The 16,243-nt window shown below is 63.0% G+C and carries 15 protein-coding genes; 3 read left to right on the top strand and 12 right to left on the bottom strand.

Annotation, left to right across the window (positions count from 1 at the left end):
- Window positions 1-924, top strand: coding sequence for a GlxA family transcriptional regulator (locus BHU62_RS14605; protein WP_073532642.1), 924 nt, complete (start codon window positions 1-3; stop codon window positions 922-924).
- On the opposite strand, the gene BHU62_RS14600 is transcribed toward BHU62_RS14605, so the two are convergent.
- Window positions 919-1,911 carry an acyltransferase gene (locus BHU62_RS14600; protein WP_073532641.1) on the bottom strand — a complete coding sequence of 331 codons (993 nt, stop codon included), beginning with the start codon at window positions 1,909-1,911 and terminating at the stop codon, window positions 919-921. The two genes, BHU62_RS14605 and BHU62_RS14600, sit on opposite strands and share 6 nt — an antisense overlap.
- Window positions 1,912-2,128: 217 nt before the next feature.
- Between BHU62_RS14600 and BHU62_RS14595 the strand changes: the two genes are divergently transcribed.
- Window positions 2,129-3,376, top strand: coding sequence for an MFS transporter (locus BHU62_RS14595; protein WP_073532681.1), 1,248 nt, complete (start codon window positions 2,129-2,131; stop codon window positions 3,374-3,376).
- A 54-nt stretch (window positions 3,377-3,430) separates the two neighbouring features.
- Here BHU62_RS14595 and BHU62_RS14590 read toward each other — a convergent pair whose 3' ends face one another.
- Window positions 3,431-4,063, bottom strand: a complete 633-nt coding sequence (locus tag BHU62_RS14590; RefSeq protein ID WP_073532640.1) for a LysE family translocator — start codon at window positions 4,061-4,063, stop codon at window positions 3,431-3,433.
- A 121-nt stretch (window positions 4,064-4,184) separates the two neighbouring features.
- Between BHU62_RS14590 and BHU62_RS14585 the strand changes: the two genes are divergently transcribed.
- Window positions 4,185-5,096, top strand: a complete 912-nt coding sequence (locus tag BHU62_RS14585) for a LysR family transcriptional regulator (RefSeq protein WP_073532639.1) — start codon at window positions 4,185-4,187, stop codon at window positions 5,094-5,096.
- Window positions 5,097-5,107: 11 nt separating this feature from the next.
- On the opposite strand, the gene BHU62_RS14580 is transcribed toward BHU62_RS14585, so the two are convergent.
- The 10 genes from BHU62_RS14580 to fdnG all read right to left on the bottom strand — a co-directional run bounded on the left by BHU62_RS14580 (window position 5,108) and on the right by fdnG (window position 15,962).
- Entirely contained in the window at window positions 5,108-5,383 is a 276-nt protein-coding gene (locus BHU62_RS14580) for a type II toxin-antitoxin system RelE/ParE family toxin (protein WP_073532638.1), read from the bottom strand.
- A complete protein-coding gene (locus tag BHU62_RS14575) occupies window positions 5,383-5,643 on the bottom strand; it encodes a CopG family ribbon-helix-helix protein (RefSeq protein ID WP_033639076.1) in 261 nt (86 codons plus the stop codon). The genes BHU62_RS14580 and BHU62_RS14575 overlap by 1 nt, the downstream gene beginning before the upstream one ends.
- An 82-nt stretch (window positions 5,644-5,725) precedes the next feature.
- The gene (selB, locus tag BHU62_RS14570; RefSeq protein ID WP_073532637.1) at window positions 5,726-7,567 is read right to left on the bottom strand and encodes a selenocysteine-specific translation elongation factor; all 1,842 of its coding nucleotides are present in this window, start codon (window positions 7,565-7,567) and stop codon (window positions 5,726-5,728) included.
- The gene (selA, locus tag BHU62_RS14565) at window positions 7,564-8,958 is read right to left on the bottom strand and encodes an L-seryl-tRNA(Sec) selenium transferase (protein ID WP_073532636.1); all 1,395 of its coding nucleotides are present in this window, start codon (window positions 8,956-8,958) and stop codon (window positions 7,564-7,566) included. Before selA ends, selB begins: the two co-directional genes overlap by 4 nt.
- Before the next feature lie 69 nt (window positions 8,959-9,027).
- Window positions 9,028-9,633: a glutathione S-transferase gene (locus BHU62_RS14560; RefSeq protein WP_073532635.1), complete on the bottom strand. Its 606-nt coding sequence runs from the start codon at window positions 9,631-9,633 to the stop codon at window positions 9,028-9,030.
- A 40-nt stretch (window positions 9,634-9,673) separates the two neighbouring features.
- Window positions 9,674-10,324, bottom strand: a complete 651-nt coding sequence (locus BHU62_RS14555) for a DcrB-related protein (RefSeq protein WP_073532634.1) — start codon at window positions 10,322-10,324, stop codon at window positions 9,674-9,676.
- A 114-nt stretch (window positions 10,325-10,438) separates the two neighbouring features.
- Window positions 10,439-11,368, bottom strand: coding sequence for a formate dehydrogenase accessory protein FdhE (gene fdhE / locus BHU62_RS14550; RefSeq protein ID WP_073532633.1), 930 nt, complete (start codon window positions 11,366-11,368; stop codon window positions 10,439-10,441).
- Entirely contained in the window at window positions 11,368-12,003 is a 636-nt protein-coding gene (gene fdoI, locus BHU62_RS14545; protein WP_004934017.1) for a formate dehydrogenase cytochrome b556 subunit, read from the bottom strand. The genes fdhE and fdoI overlap by 1 nt, the downstream gene beginning before the upstream one ends.
- A complete protein-coding gene (gene fdxH, locus BHU62_RS14540; RefSeq protein WP_073532632.1) occupies window positions 12,000-12,902 on the bottom strand; it encodes a formate dehydrogenase subunit beta in 903 nt (300 codons plus the stop codon). Before fdxH ends, fdoI begins: the two co-directional genes overlap by 4 nt.
- A gap of 12 nt (window positions 12,903-12,914) precedes the next feature.
- Window positions 12,915-15,962 (bottom strand): formate dehydrogenase-N subunit alpha, encoded by a 3,048-nt coding sequence (fdnG, locus tag BHU62_RS14535; protein WP_139282286.1) that lies wholly within the window; start codon window positions 15,960-15,962, stop codon window positions 12,915-12,917.
- Window positions 15,963-16,243 lie beyond the last annotated feature (281 nt).

Raw genomic sequence — 16,243 nt, 5'->3', positions numbered from 1 at the left:
ATGTCGCAGGCCGTCTATTTTCTGCTGCTGCCCAACGTGCTGTCGCTGGACGTCAGCGGCCCGGCGGAAACCCTGCGCCTCGCCGGGCCGTTCAGCCTGCGTTACCTCAGCCCGGTGCCGCAGGTCGTCTGCTCCATCGGTATGACGTTGAGCGGCCTGCAGCCGCTGCCCGATCGCCTGGAAGACGGCGCCATCCTGGTGCTGCCGGGCGTCGGCGATTCGCAGCGCTACTTCGCCGGGGAAGAGGCCGAGCAAGCGCGCCGCTGGCTGGCGACGCTACGGCCGGATCTGCAGCGGCAGCGCATCACCCTGGTGTGCATCTGTTCCGGCGCGCTACTGGCGGCGCAGGCCGGGCTGCTCGACGGCTATCAGTGCACCACCCACCACGACGTCATCGAACGCATCCGCTTGCAGGCGCCGGCAGCGCAGGTGAAAGAGAACCGCATCTTCGTCGAAGACCGCGGCGTCTACACCAGCGCGGGCATCACCACCGGCATCGATTTGGCGCTGCACCTGGTCCACCGCCACTGCGGCTCCGGCCGGGCGCGCGACGTCGCCCGCGACATGGTGGTCTATTTCCGCCGCGCCGGGGACGATCCGCAGCTGTCGCCCTGGCTGCGCTACCGCAACCACCTGCACCCGGCGGTGCACCGCGCGCAGGACGTGATGGCCGCCGAGCCGGAGGCCGACTGGTCGGTGCCGCAGGTGGCGGAAAAAGCGCACGTCAGCAGCCGCCACCTGGCGCGGCTGTTTCGCAGCCACGTCGGCATCAGCGTGCGGGAATATCATGAGCAGCTGCGGTTGGCGGTGGCGCAACAGCGCCTGCAGCAAGGATATGGGTTGGAAAAGGCCGCGCTGGCGGCCGGCTTTTCTTCCGGGCGGCAGCTGCGCCGCGCCCAGCAGCGCCAGCGCTCGCCGCTATGACACCAGCCGGCGGGTATCCAACCGCTGCAGGCCGACAGACAACAGCAGGCTGAGCCCCAGCGCCACGCCGAACACCCAGAAGATATCCAGCAGCGGGTGGCCGGTGAAATCCAGGTGCCGGCTGCGCATCACGTTGACGATAAGGGCGTGAAAACCGTAGATCGCCAGCGAATGGCGGGAGAACACGCTCAGCCAGCCGATCGGCTGCGGCAGACAGTGTTTCACCCACACCAGCAGCGCCACCGCCGCCATAAATACCAGCGGGCCGCTGTAGAGGTAATAGGTATCGGCGAAGTTGCCGTTGATAAACAGCTGGTGTTTGGTGCCGCGTGCGATCAGCGCCACGCACAGCACAAATCCCAACGCCGCCAACCAGCCCACGGCACGCCCGCGCGCCTCCATCATGCCAATCGCCCGGCCAGCCAGCGCATACAGCAGGTAGTAGAAGGTATCACCGTAGATATACAGGTTAACCGGCAGCAGGTGCACGTTGCCGAAGGTCAGCTTGTCGGTATTCGGGTTGGCGATCGCTGCCAACACCACCAGCACGGCGGCCAGGTAGCGGCGCGACACCGGCTTGACGCAAATCAGCGGCGACAGCAGGTAAATCACCGCAATGGCGTAGAAAAACCACAGGTGGTAGAACACCGGCTTTTGCAGGATGCCGCGCAGCGACGGCCAAAAACCGATCTTGGTGAGGGCCGCGATATAGATCAGCGCGATGGCGCTGTAGAACAGAATGCAGCAGGTGATGCGGGTGAAATGCCGCCGGCCGGCGCTCTTTTCGCCGAAGAACAGGTAGCCGGAAATCATAAAGAACAGCGGTACCGACACGCGCGACAGCGAGTTCAGCACGTTGGCAATATCCCAGTTGTGCAGCCCTATCGCCGCGCCGTTGGTGACGTAATAGGTGGTGGCGTGGATCATCACCACCATCATGCACGCCATCGCTCGCAGGTTGTCTATCCAGCCGATTTTCTCGCTCAAACGCTCGCCCGATCTTGTGTCATATTGATATGTTAAGAAGAGGTTATCGGGCACGGCGTTCGGCGACAACCCAAAAGCGAAATATCAGAATGTGCTGAAACAACACCTTATGATTGCGAAGGTGAACAATTGGCGGCAAAATAGCCGCCACAACTCGCTCAGTTTGCGCTTCCCGCCCTGGCAGTTCCTTTTTCTCTTTTACTATCAGTACAATAATATGAAAACGACATTACCACCTGCGGCACGTTTGGGCCGACAGGCGCTTTTATTCCCTCTTTGTCTGGTGCTGTTCGAATTCGCCACTTATATCGGCAACGATATGATCCAGCCAGGCATGCTGGCCGTCGTGGCGGATTTCAACGCCGGCGAAGAGTGGGTGCCCACCTCGATGACCGCCTATCTGGCCGGCGGCATCTTCCTGCAGTGGCTGCTCGGGCCGCTGTCGGATCGCCGCGGCCGCCGCCCGGTGATGCTGGCCGGGGTGGCGTTCTTTATCGTCGCCTGCCTGGCGATCCTGCTGGTCACCAACATTGAGCAGTTCATCGCCATGCGCTTCCTGCAGGGCATCGGCCTGTGCTTTATCGGCGCGGTGGGTTACGCCACCATTCAGGAGTCGTTCGAAGAATCGGTGTGCATCAAAATCACCGCGCTGATGGCCAACGTGGCGCTGATCGCCCCGCTGCTCGGGCCGCTGGCCGGCGCAGCGCTGATCCACGTCGCGCCGTGGCAGAGCATGTTCGTGCTGTTCGCCGCGCTGGCGGCCATCGCGTTTTACGGCCTGTGGAAAGCCATGCCGGAAACCGCCACGCTGCAGGGCGAGGCGTTTTCCGCCGCCAACCTGTGGCGCGACTACCGCCAGGTGCTGGGCAACCGCCGCTTCCTGTGCGGCGCGTTGGCGATCGGCTTCGCCAGCCTGCCGCTGCTGGCCTGGATCGCCCAGTCGCCGGTGATCCTGATCAGCGGCGAGTCGCTGTCGACGCTGGATTACGGCCTGCTGCAGATCCCGGTGTTCGGCGCGCTGATCCTCGGCAACCTGACGCTGGCGCGCCTGACCGGCAAAAATAGCGTGGAGCGTTTGATCAAGCTGGGCGCAGGCCCAATGCTGTTGGGGCTGCTGATCGCCGCGCTGGCGACCCAGTTCTCCAGCCACGCCTACCTGTGGATGACCGCCGGCCTGAGCCTGTACGCCTTCGGCATCGGCCTGGCCAACGCCGGGCTGTATCGCCTGACGCTGTTCTCCAGCAACGTCAGTAAAGGCACCGTCTCCGCCACCATGGGCATGCTGAGCATGATGGTGTTCACCGTCGGCATCGAACTGGCCAAGGTCGCCTACGTCTGGGGCGGCAGCGGGCTGTTCAACCTGTTCAACCTCATCAGCGGCCTGTGTTGGCTGACGCTGGTAGCGCTGTTCCTCGGCAAACACCGCAACGGCGACCCCACGCCGCAGCCGAACAACGCAGCCTAATCGCCACGGTAAAACGCCGCTCCGGTTCCCCGACCGGCGTTTTTTATGCAGCGCTCAACCAAACAGCGCCCACAATGAATACCCCGTCCCCACCACCGCCACCACCAACAGCAGCAACGCCGACAGGATCGAAATCGCCCGCCGCGCACGCTGCAGCGCCGTTCCCGACAGCAGGGTGATATAAACCAGCAAGATGGCAAAATCCGCCAACACCCACAGCACGGTCAGCAGCGTCAGGCTGGCGCCGACCGAGGGAGTGACGGCGATAAACTGCGGGAAAAAAGCGACGAAGAAGATGATGTCTTTGGGGTTGGCGATCCCCACCAGAAAGCCGTTCACGATCGCCGAGCGATTTTGCGGCGGCGCCGGGCGCGGTGCGCTCAAGGTCGATGTATAGGAAGATAAATCCTCATATAGCGAGACGATCGCCATGCGGGCGATAAACAGGCAGCCCAACAGGCTGATCCACTGCAACATGCGCATATCCACGGCGAACAGCCCGGTGATGATCAACGCGGCGATGCCGATCAGCAACAAGGAGGCCCAGTTGCTGCCCAGCGCGGTCAACAGCGCACGCCGGGCGCCAAAGCGCGCTGCGGTGTTGGCCACCATCACCACCACCGGCCCCGGCGTGGCGATCAGCAAGAAAATGGCGGCGAAATACGCCGCCAGCAACGACAGGTTCATCTTTATTTCACTCACATTCAGTCAGTTGGCGTCGCACCATTATCATGCCGCCACCCCCGCCTTGAAAAAGGAGTAATCCTGTCGTTTACTGTGAATCAGACTCATTATTAGAGACGCCGCGATGGCCAGTTCCCTTCCGCCACTTTACGCCCTGCGCGCCTTCGAAAGCGCCGCCCGCACCGGCTCGTTCACGCTGGCCGCCGAGGAGCTGCATCTCACCCCGAGCGCCGTCAGCAAGCACATCAAAACGCTGGAGCAGCACTTCGGCTGCCGGCTGTTCCAGCGCAACGGCCCACGCATCGAAGTCACGCCGCAGGGGAAAATCTTCGCCGCCGAGCTGCAGCAAGGGTTTGGCCGCATCGAGCAAGCCTGCGAGCTGTTCAGAAGCCACCGCGATCTGCTGCGGCTGAAGGCGCCCTCCACCCTGACCATGCGCTGGCTGCTGGACTGCCTGAGCCGGTTCCGGCAAACGGCGCAGGCGTTCGAAGTGCAGATTGCCAGCGTCTGGATGGACATCGACAGCGTGGATTTTTTCAGCGAACCCTACGACTGCGCCATCCTGCTCGGCAACGGCCATTTCGGCGCCAACACCGCCGCCGCCAAGCTGTTCGACGAATGGCTAATCCCGATTTGCGCCCCCGCGCTGCTCGCCGACGGACGGCGCGATCTCGCCGCCTGCCCGCTGATCCACCCTTCGCCCGATCGGCGCGACTGGCGGCGCTGGCTGAAAAAAAGCGGCATCGCAACCCCGATCGATCTTGCGCGCGGCCAGGTGTTTGATTCGCTGGAGCAGGGCAACGCGGCGGCCATCGCCGGGCACGGCGTCTCGATCGGCGATCTGGCGCTGAGCCTGCGGACGATTGAAGAGGGGTTATTGGCGCTGCCTTGTGACGCCGCCGTGCGCACCGGCGACGGTTATTATCTGGTTTGGCCGGAGGAATCGGCGAAACGGCCGCTGATCGAACGCTTACAGGCGTTTCTCAGCGCCCAGACGCCCGACGTCAGCCGGGCCGCCGTCAGGTTTATCGGGTAGGGGAATTCGGCCTATCGCTCTTCGCGGGTATGCCAAATACGCAGAACATAAATCGTTGCCGGCTGCACCTGGTAACGTATCTCATAACGGCCGCCCAGAATACGCCTCACTTCCTGCGGTAAAAACTCATCCAGTCTTTCACCCAGGCGAGGATTATCAAGCAACGCTTTAGGCGCGGCGACCAAGGCCTTCACCGAATTCGCTGCCGCAGTACGGTTAGCCAAGGCAAGAAACTCAAACAAACGCGCCAAATCCGATAGCGCCTTACTCGTCCATTTTAACTCCATCAGCGCGGTACCGGCAGCGGCTCGTCACTGTCCAGGCTGGCAGCCCAGGCTTCTACCGACTCATGATCGATAACGTTTTGCTGTTCGACATCGGCCAGCGCCGCCAGCGTTAATCGACGGCGCTCTTCCTCTTGCTCAAGCCAGGCGGCGAGGGCTTGCTTCACTATCCATCCCCGTGAACGTTCAAGTTTGGCGGCCATTTCATCCACCTTTTCAGCCAAAGGCAGCGGCACATGAGCGGTGATGACTTTCGTATTCATCGTCTTGCTCCTCAGTACAATCAACATCAATCAAAGTGATTAAAGCTGATTATACCGCCATCAGAGAACAAAAAACACGCAATCAGTTACCGAACAACCCGCCGTCACGCAGCAGATGCTCGTTACCCTTGCGGCGGGTAAAGCCGCTGCGATCGAAGAACTCCAGCACCTGGATCGCCAGTTTGCGCCCGACGCCGAGCCGATCGCGGAAATCGGCAGCGTTGGCGCCGCCCCGCTCCGCATCCAGCTCGCGGATCAGCGCGGCGAACTGGTCGATGCGTCGGCTGAGGTAATAGCGATCCACCACTACCGCCGTCACATGGCCCAGCTGAGCCGCCTTGCGCAGCAGCGCCCGCACCCGGCTCTCCTCTTCGCCCAACTCGCTCGCCAGATCGCGCACCCACCACGGCTCGTCGCCGAACAGCGGTTCGATGCGCGCCCACAGCGGCGCCTCTTCGGCGCTGAAGGCCAGGCCATGTTCCGGCAGGTGCAGCCAGCCGCGCGTATTGCGCAGCACACCGGCCTTCAGCAACCGATCGATCATCATAAATACCAGCGCTTCCGGCTGCTGAGGCAGGGCCATGCGCCGCAGGCGGGCGCGCCCTAACCCCAGCTGATCGGCGTGCTGTTGGTGGTATTCAGCCAGCACCTGCAACAGGCGGCTCTCCGCCTGTTGCACCTGATCCTGCGCCAGCGCCCGGTCACCGACGATCAGCAGATCGCGGTTCGCCAGCAGTGCCGCCAGGCCGTCGTCGGTCAACTGACGCGCCCAGGCGAACGCCGCCAGCGGCAGCGCGCCGTGCGGTAGCTCAAGCGCCAACGCCTGCGCGTCGTCTTGTGCCTGCGCCAGGGCCTGCAGCCAGGCCAGATAATCCGGCTGGCGCTTGCCGCGCTTGGGCGCGTTCAGCCTGAGCACCCGGGCAGCGCCCAGCGTTTGCCGCGCGGCGATATCACGCAGCACCAGCCGATCGTTTTCCGCCAGCCACAGCGGGCGATCGAGGATCAGTTCCGCCAACCCGTCGTTCAGCAGCGAAATGCGCCCGGTGATGTGGCTGGCGGCATGGTGCAGATGCAGTGGCTGCCAGTGATTGATCGGCCGATCCGTCTCCAGCGCCACCAGAATGCGTTCCGCCGCCTCCGGCGGACGCTGCGCCAGCAGCCAGTCGCCGCGCGCGATCCGCTCTTTATCGACATCGCCGCTGATGTTCAGCGCGATGCGTTGCCCGGCCTGCGCCTGTTCTACGCTCTGATTCTGTGCGTGCAGACCACGTACCCGCACCGGCGCGTCGGCGCCGGTCAGCCACAGCGTATCCCCCACCTGCACCCGGCCACCGAGCGCGGTGCCGGTCACCACCAGCCCCGCCCCTTTGACACTGAACGCACGGTCTACCGCCAGGCGAAAACGGCGCGTCAGCGCATGTTCGCCGGGCGACAGCGCCAGCAAATGCTCGCGCAGCGCCTCGATGCCTTCTCCCGCCGCCGCCGCGGTGACAAACAGCGGCGCATCGGGCCAGCCTTGCCGCGCCAGCTCGTCGCACACCTGGCTGCGTACTTCGTCGACACGCGCCGCGTCCACCCGGTCGGCCTTGGTCAGCGCCACCGTCAGCGCCGGGCGCCCGCTCAAACGCAGGATCGCCAGATGCTCGCGGGTCTGCGCCATCACGCCGTCGTCGCAGGCCACCACCAGCAATGCGTGGTCGATGCCGCCGACGCCCGCCAGCATGTTGGCGAGGAATTTTTCGTGGCCGGGCACGTCGATAAAGCCCAACACTCGGCCATCCGGCTGCGGCCAGTAGGCGTAACCCAGATCGATGGTCATGCCACGGCGCTTTTCTTCCGGCAGGCGATCTGCGTTGATCCCGGAGATCGCCTGCAGCAGAGTGGTTTTGCCATGATCGACATGGCCGGCGGTAGCGATGATCATGATGCGCTCAGCGCCTCGATCAGCGCCCCCTCCTGCTCCAGACAGCGCAAATCCAGCCACAGCCGACCGTCGCCGAGACGGCCGATCACCGGTTGCGGCAGGCGGCGCCAACGCTCGGCCAGCGCTTCCAGCGTCGCGCCGCGGCCGTCGCGCGGCATGAAGGTCAACGCATAGCTGGGCAGGCGATCCACCGGCAGCGAACCGCTGCCAATCTGCGACCAGCACGGTTCGGCGCGCAGCTCGAAATCGGCGGTGAACTGTGGCGCCAGCGCCGTCAGCAACCGCTCTGCCACCTGTTGCATCTCCTGCTGCGGGCGGGTCAGCAGCCGCAGCGTCGGCAACTGCTCAGCCAGTTTTTCCGGTTGCAGATAGAGCCGCAGCGTGGCCTCCAGGGCCGCCAGCGTCAGTTTTCCGACGCGCAGCGCGCGCTTGAGCGGATGTTGCTGCAGGCGGGCGATCAGCGCCTTTTTGCCGACGATAATACCGGCCTGTGGGCCGCCCAACAGCTTATCGCCGGAGAATGTCACCAGATCGACCCCGGCGGCCAGCAGCCGCTGCGGCATCGGTTCGGCGGGCAGGCCGTACTGCGCCATGTCGATCAGCGAACCGCTGCCCAGATCGGTGGCGGTCGGCACGCCCTGTTCGGCCCCGAGCTGTGCCAATTCAGCTTCATCGACCGCCGCGGTAAAGCCCTGAATGCTGTAGTTGCTGGTGTGCACCTTCATCAACAGGCCGGTCTGCTCGTTGATGGCGTGGCGGTAATCTTTCAAATGGGTGCGGTTGGTGGTGCCGACCTCCACCAATTGGCAGCCCGCCTGGCGCATCACGTCGGGAATGCGGAACGCGCCGCCGATCTCCACCAGCTCGCCGCGCGACACCACCACCTCTTTGCCGGGGGCGATCGCCGCCAGCATCAGCAGCACCGCCGCCGCATTGTTATTGACGATGCAGGCGTCTTCCGCGCCGGTCAACCGGCACAGCAGATCCGCCACCGCCCGATCGCGATGCCCGCGCCCGGCGCCGTCCAGATCGTACTCCAGCGTCACCGCCTCCCCCATCACCGCGCTCACCGCGTCTTTCACCGGCTGCGCCAGCAGGGCACGCCCGAGGTTGGTGTGCAGCACGGTGCCACTGAGGTTAAACACCGGCAGCAAAGCCGGGCGTTGCTGCCGAGCCAGCTCGGCTCGCAGCGCCTGCGGCCAGTCGCCGCACCAGGCCGGTAAACGCTGCTGTTGTTTGATCGCGTCGCGCGCCTGCGCCTGCAGCCGGCGCAGCAGTTCGCCGATCAGCGTCTGGCCATGCTGCGCCACCAGCGGTTCAATCGCGGGTTCGCGCAACAGTCGGTCAATGGCGGGCAGCTGGCTGTAAAGAAGGTGGGATTCAGTACTCATGGTCGCTCGGTTTTCAGTTTAGAGGTATCGGCATAGCAAAACCCCGCCGCGGCGGGGAGAAAAGAAAGCTCAGGGCGGCGAGGTGCGGGCGAAGCTTTCGCGGGCGAACAGGCGTTCGGCCAGCTTGACCAGCGCCGGGCGCTCGACGCACCAGTTGGGCAGGATATGGCGGAAATTGAGGTAGCCCAACGCGCAGCCGGTGGCGATATCCGCCAACGTCAGCCGTTCGGCATTGAGCCACGTTTTTTCTCGCGCCAACGTCTCCAGCGCGTCCAGCCCGTGCGCCAGTTTGTCACGCTGGCGCAGCATCCAGTTTTCGTCCTGCTTGTCCGGCGCACGCCGGCTTTCGCGGAACAGGGCCGCTGCTGCTTCGGTCACGCCGTCCGCCAGCGCCGCCACCTGGCGGACGCGCAACGCGGTGGCGCGATCGGTCGGCAAAAACGCCGGCTCCACCGCCAGCAGCTCGAGGAATTCGGCCACCACCGGCGAGTCGTAAAACACTTCACCGTCATCGGCGACCAGCACCGGCACCTTGCCGAGCGGGTTCAACTCCCCCACCCGGCTGCCGGGCTCATACGGCGGATCGTTGACGAATTCGAACGCGATCCCCTTCTCCAGCAGCATCACGGAAATCTTGCGCACAAAGGGACTGGTGTAACTGCCGATAAGCTTCATCCGTTCTCCTCCGCTTCGCCCTGGCCGCGGCGCAACGCCCTTACTTCACCGCCAGGGTATCGATAATCCGCTGCACCAGCGCCTGATGCACCTCCGGCGCTTTGGCCGGCGACAGCATTTGCAGCGTCACCACCCGCTTGTTGAACACCGTCAACACCAGCGTGGACACCACTTTTTGCCCGTTGATGGTCTGTTCGGTATCCACCCGGCGAAACTTCTGCTTGCCGACGGTAAAGTTTTCTTCTTTGGTGGTCTGGATATTCTGATAACGCTCGGCCAGCACCGTGATGGCGCTCTGCGTCAGCTCTTTCAGCATTTTGTCGCTGGTGTTGAGCTTCATGTCGTCCGGCGGGATCACTTCGGAAGAGACCGCGCTCTGGCGCGACTTACCGTCAAGGAAGCGCTGAATAGTGGAATTGCTGTCGTTGATAATGCCGCTGTTCAGCGTCTGATCGCTAAAGCCCGGCGGCAGTTCGAAGGTGATTTTGCCCTTCTGCAGCGACACATTCAGCCCCGGCGGCGGTGCGGGTTGGGTCTCTACCGGCGCAGGCGCAGGCGGTGCGGGCTGCGTCACGGTCGGCTTGGTGTCGGGTGGCGGCACCGCCGGTTTGGTGTCGTCCTTGTTGTCGCAGGCCGTCAGTCCGGTCGCCAGCACGGCGACCGCGGTCAATTTTGCCAGGGTCTTTAACATCGTGGTTCCTTTCGCTTGGCGCGTCATGGCCTAAACGTAGCAACTCGCCCGGGTGAATGCCAGAAGCCCGTTCTGAAATTGCTTGTCCGGCCCCGCGCGAACGGGGCCGGGCAGTTACTCCGCCGGGAACAGGAACGGATTGATGCTGCTGCGCCCGAAGCCTTCTTCTTCCATGCGGGCGTCCAGCACCAACGAGGCCAGATCGTCGGCCACCGCTTCAACCTGCGGGTCTTTTTCCTGATAGAGGATCTTCAGGTAAGTGCCGCAGTCGCCGCAGCTTTCCGCCTTCACCGCCGCCTGTTCGCTGTCCAGCGACCAGTAGTTGAGATCGCGGGTCTGCTCGCAGTTGCTGCACTTCACCCGCACCACGTGCCATTCGCTTTCGCACAGGTTGCAGTGCAGGTAGCGCAGGCCGTTGACGGTGCCGATGTGCACCATGCTGGAAACCGGAATGCTGCCGCACACCGGGCAGAACTGGCGCTGCTCGCCGTATTCGGCGCGCGCCTTGCCGGGGATCAGGCTGGCCATCTGCGCCCAATAGAGCGACAGCGCGGCCCAGAGGAACGGCGCCTTCTCGCTGCCCACCTTGCCGAACTCGCGATTGAGCAAGGCGTCGGCCATCAGCTCCAGCTCGTGCACCGAGGCTTTCTCCAGGTTGTCCAGCACCGCCAGGATATGTTCCGGCGCCTGCGGGCGCAGCTCGGCGATCAGCGACGTCAGCAGCTTGCGCCAGTGCTCGCTGCGCGGAAACACGCTCAGATCGAGCGGCGGTTTTCCGCTGGCGGCGCCCTGCGCCAACGCCTCGCTCAGATCGAGCTGCAGCGGGTTATCGTGCAGCGCATGCTGCTGCGCCTGCGCCAGCTCGGCGGCGAAGTTCAGGTAGTCGCCCAGCGGGTTGTCGACAGCCAGCTTGCGCAGGCGTTCGGCGCGGCGGCTGTACAGGCTTTTCAGGTTGGCGAAAAGTAACGGCGGGATGTTCTCCGCCGTTGTGGACTTCTCACGCTGTGCCCCTAACTGCTCTTTAGGAACGATGCGGATACTCATCAGGGTTTATCTTCCTGTCGTTTCTCGCGGACCTCACGGTACCAGCGCGGATGATGTTTCTTGGCCCAGGCCGCCGGCACCCAGCCTTCCACCATCGCGGTAATGGTGCCTTTTACCCACAACGCGGCGTAAATGTGCACCATAATCACGATGATCAGACCGACCGCGGCCAGCGAATGCACCAGCAGCGCAATGCGGATCAGCGGGATGGAGAACGACGGCGCAAAATACGGCCGCCAGATCACCACGCCGCTGGCCAGCAGCAGCACCAGGCTGATAATCGCCGCCCAGAACACGCACTTCTGGCCGAAATTATAGCGCCCGGTGTCACCCACTTCCTCGTTCATGGCGATTTTGTGGATGTTCTTGGCCCAGACGATATCTTCCCGGTTGATCAGGTTATGCTTCCAGTAGCGCAGGAACATCAGCAGGAACGCGGCAAACATGATCACCCCGACAAACGGGTGCAGAATGCGCGCCAGCTGCGGCGTCCCGAAGATGTTCATCAGCCAGTTGAAGGAGGGGAAGAAGAACCCCAGCCCGCTGATGGCGGCGAACACGAAGCAGAACGCCACGATCCAGTGGTTGATGCGCTCCGGCGCGCTGTAACGCTGAATGGGCTTTTCCTTTCTCATTTGCGCGTCTCCTCGTCGTGCGGCTCGTCGTGTTCGTCCTCATCGTCGACGCGGTTAGGCCCGACGCCGACATAGTGGAACACGCTGGCCGCGAAGGTGGCGGCAAAGCCGATGGCCGCCAGGGGTTTCCACACGCCTTTCCAGAAGGTCACTGCCGGGCTGATGCTCGGGTTGTCCGGCAAGCCGTGGTACAGCTGCGGTTTGTCGGCATGGTGCAACACGTACATCACGTGCGTGCCGCCCACCCCCGCCGGATCGTACAGACCGGCGTTCTGGTAGCCGCGGGTGTTCAGCTCGCTGACGCGATCCGCCGCCACCTGCTTCATCGCTTCCTTGGTGCCGAAGTGAATGGCGCCGGTCGGGCAGGTTTTCACGCAGGCCGGTTCCTGGCCGACGTCCACGCGGTCGACGCACAGGGTGCACTTGTACACCCGGTTGTCGTCCTTGTTCATGCGCGGTACGTCGAACGGGCAGCCGGCGATGCAGTAGCCGCAACCGATGCAGTGCTCGGACTGGAAGTCGACGATGCCGTTGGCGTACTGAATGATCGCGCCTTCCGACGGGCAGGCCTTCAGGCAGCCCGGATCGGCGCAGTGCATACAGCCGTCCTTGCGGATCAGCCATTCCAGCTTGCCGTTTTCCTCCACCTCGGAGAAGCGCATCACCGTCCACGACTTGGCGGTCAGATCGGCGGGGTTATCGTACACCCCGACGTTGTGGCCGACTTCGTCGCGGATGTCGTTCCATTCGGAACAGGCCACCTGACAGGCCTTGCAGCCGATACAGGTGGTGACATCGATCAGTTTGGCCACTTCTTCCTGGTGGTCACGGGCGCGCGGCGCCGGCGTGAAACCATTGGTGGCGGATTTACGAATGATGTCTTGAGATTGCATGGCCATAATTCGTCTCCGTTACACCTTTTCCACGTTGACCAGGAACGCCTTGAACTCCGGCGTTTGCGTATTGGCGTCGCCGACGAACGGCGTCAGCGTGTTGGCGATAAAGCCTTTCTTCGCCACCCCTTCGTAACCCCAGTGGATCGGGATGCCGATGGTGTCGACTTCCTGGCCGTGCACCTGCAGCGTGCGAATACGCTTGGTCACCACCGCCTTGGCCTTGATGTAGCCGCGGTTGGAGCTGACCTTCACGGTGTCGCCCTGCTTGATGCCTTTCTTCTCCGCCAGCTTCTCGCCGATCTCCACGAACTGCTCCGGTTGCGCGATGGCGTTCAGCCGCGCGTGCTTGGTCCAGTAGTGGAAGTGCTCGGTCAGTCGATAGGTGGTGCCGACGTAAGGGAACTTGTCGGACTTGCCCATCGCGGCCAGATCGTCCTTGAACACGCGCGCCGCCGGGTTGGACACCACGTTCGGGTGCAGCGGGTTGGTGCCGAGCGGCGTTTCGAACGGCTCGTAGTGTTCAGGGAACGGCCCTTCCGCCATCTTGTCGGTGGCGAACAGGCGGCCCATGCCTTCCGGCTGCATGATGAACGGCCCGACGTCGCTGCCCGGCGCGGCGGTGCTGTAGTCCGGGATATCGGCCCCGACCCACTTGGCGCCGTCCCACTCCAGCAGCTGGCGTTTCGGATCCCACGGTTTACCCTGCGGGTCAGCCGAGGCGCGGTTGTACAGGATGCGGCGGTTGAGCGGCCATGCCCAGGCCCAGCCCAGCGTATTGCCGAGGCCGGACGGATCGGCGTTGTCGCGCCGCGCCATCTGGTTGCCGGCCGGCGTCCAGCTGCCGGCGAAGATCCAGCAGCCGCTGGCGGTGGTGCCGTCGTCGCGCAGCTGCGCGAACGAGCTGAGCAGCTCGCCTTTTTTCACCAGCACCTTGCCGTCGGCGTCCAGTAGATCCGCCAGCGCCTTGCCGTTGTTCTCCTGCGCCACCTCTTCCGGCGCCGGATTGTCCGGCGTCAGGTAGTCCCAAGTCATGTTCAGCACCTGTTCCGGCACTGCACCGCCGTCGCGCGCATACATCTCGCGCAGGCGGCTGAAGATGCCCGCCAGGATCTCGCCGTCGTTCAGCGCTTCGCCCGGGGCGTCTGCGCCTTTCCAGTGCCATTGCAGCCAGCGGCCGGAGTTGACGATCGAGCCGTTCTCTTCGGCGAAGCAGGTGGACGGCAGGCGGAACACTTCGGTCTGGATCTGCGACGAATCAACCTCGTTGAACTCGCCATGATTCTGCCAGAAGTTGGCGGTCTCGGTGTTCAACGGATCGATGGTCACCAGGAACTTCAGCTTGGACAGCGAAGCCACGACCTTGTTTTTGTTCGGGAACGACGCCACCGGGTTAAAGCCCTGGCAGAAGTAGCCGTTGACCTTGCCCTGCGACATCATTTCGAAGTACTGCAGCACGTCGTAGCCTTTGTCCCACTTCGGCAACCAGTCAAAGCCCCAGCTGTTGTCCTTCTGCGCCTTGTCGCCGTAGAAGGTCTTCATCATGCTGACGAAGAATTTCGGGTAGTTGCCCCAGTAGTTCACCTGGCCCGGCAGCAGCGCCTTCGGCGTGTTGGCCTTCAGGTAGGTCTCGAGATCGGTCTGTTTCTCCGATGGCAGCGTCATGTAGCCCGGCAGGCTCTGCGACAACAGGCCGAGATCGGTCAGACCCTGGATGTTGGAGTGGCCGCGCAGCGCGTTGACGCCGCCGCCCGCCATGCCCATGTTGCCGAGCAGCAGCTGGATCATCGCCATGGTGCGGATGTTCTGCGCGCCGACCGAGTGCTGAGTCCAGCCCAGGGCGTACAGGAACGAAGCGGTTTTATCCGCGACGCAGGTTTCGGCGATGTATTCGCACACCTTGAGGAAATCGTCCTTCGGCGTGCCGCAGATGTTGGTCACCACGTCAGGCGTGTAGCGGCTCACGTGCTGTTTCAGCAGGTTCCACACACAGCGCGGATCCTGCAGCGTGACGTCGCGCTTGGCAAAGCCGTTCTCGTCGAACTGGTAGTTCCAGGTGGTTTTGTCGTACTTGCGGTTTTCCGCGTCGTAGCCGCTGAACAAACCGTCTTCGAAGGCGAAGTCTTCCCGCACCAGCAAGCTGGCGTTGGTGTAGGCCTCGACGTATTCGCGGTTAAACTTGTTGTTGGTCATCAGATACAGCAACACGCCCGACAGGAAAGCGATGTCGGTCCCGGAGCGGATCGGCGTGTAGAAGTCCGCCACCGATGCGGTTCGGGTAAAGCGCGGATCGATCACGATCAGCTTGGCATTGTTGTGTATTTTGGCTTCCATCGCCCAGCGGAACCCCACCGGATGCGCTTCCGCCGCATTACCGCCCATGACGATAAGCAAATTCGCGTTCTTGATATCAACCCAGTGGTTGGTCATCGCACCGCGACCAAATGTTGGAGCAAGACTTGCTACCGTTGGTCCGTGTCAGACACGCGCCTGGTTGTCTACGGCAAGCATGCCGAGAGCGCGACTAAATTTTTGCGACAGAAAACCGGTTTCGTTGCTGGCGGCCGAGGCGCACAGCATACCGGTGGTCAGCCAACGGTTGACGGTGACGCCCTGGTCGTTGGTTTTGATGAAGTTGGCGTCACGGTCTTCTTTCACCAGCTTGGCGATGCGGGTAAAGGCGTCGTCCCAGCTGATGCGTTGCCATTTGTCTGACCCTGGCGCCCGGTATTCCGGGTACTTGAGACGGCTTTCGCTGTGGATGAAGTCAACCAGGCCGGCGCCTTTCGGGCAAAGCGCGCCGCGGTTTACCGGATGATCCGGATCCCCTTCGATATGGAAAATGCTTTCTTTGGCGTTTTTGGCGCCATCACCAAGGCTGTACATCAACAGCCCACAGCCGACGGAACAATACGTACAGGTATTACGGGTCTCGCGGGCGCGCAGCAGTTTGTACTGCCGGGTTTCCGCCAACGCCACTTCGGGGGCAAAGCCCAGCGCGGCCACCGTCGTTCCTGCCATACCGCCAGCGCAGATCTTAAAGAACTGCCTTCTGCTGACCTGCATGGGGGTCTCCTTTCACTCTCGATTGTCACATTGTTCAAATGCGCCTGCCCCGCTAGCGCGGCAAACGCGAATGTCACTGTTGTTATGCTTGCTACGAACGCCGGTCATATTACCACAGCGTGCTTGTGGTTGTTACACACTCGTGCTCATTCAGTGAACGCTTTGGCACATTTCGATACATTTCGGCGTCGGTACTTCCTACAGTATAGAGAGTAACCAACGCGCAGGGGCGGCGGGAGGGATCGGCCGGCCACGTTCCCTTCTATCAGTATGTTAACGCA

Origin of the sequence: Serratia marcescens (assembly GCF_001902635.1) — a bacterium.
Lineage (GTDB): Bacteria > Pseudomonadota > Gammaproteobacteria > Enterobacterales > Enterobacteriaceae > Serratia > Serratia marcescens_F.
The sequence above is the reverse complement of the archived record's forward strand: the minus strand, read 5'-3'. Positions and strand labels throughout refer to the sequence as shown.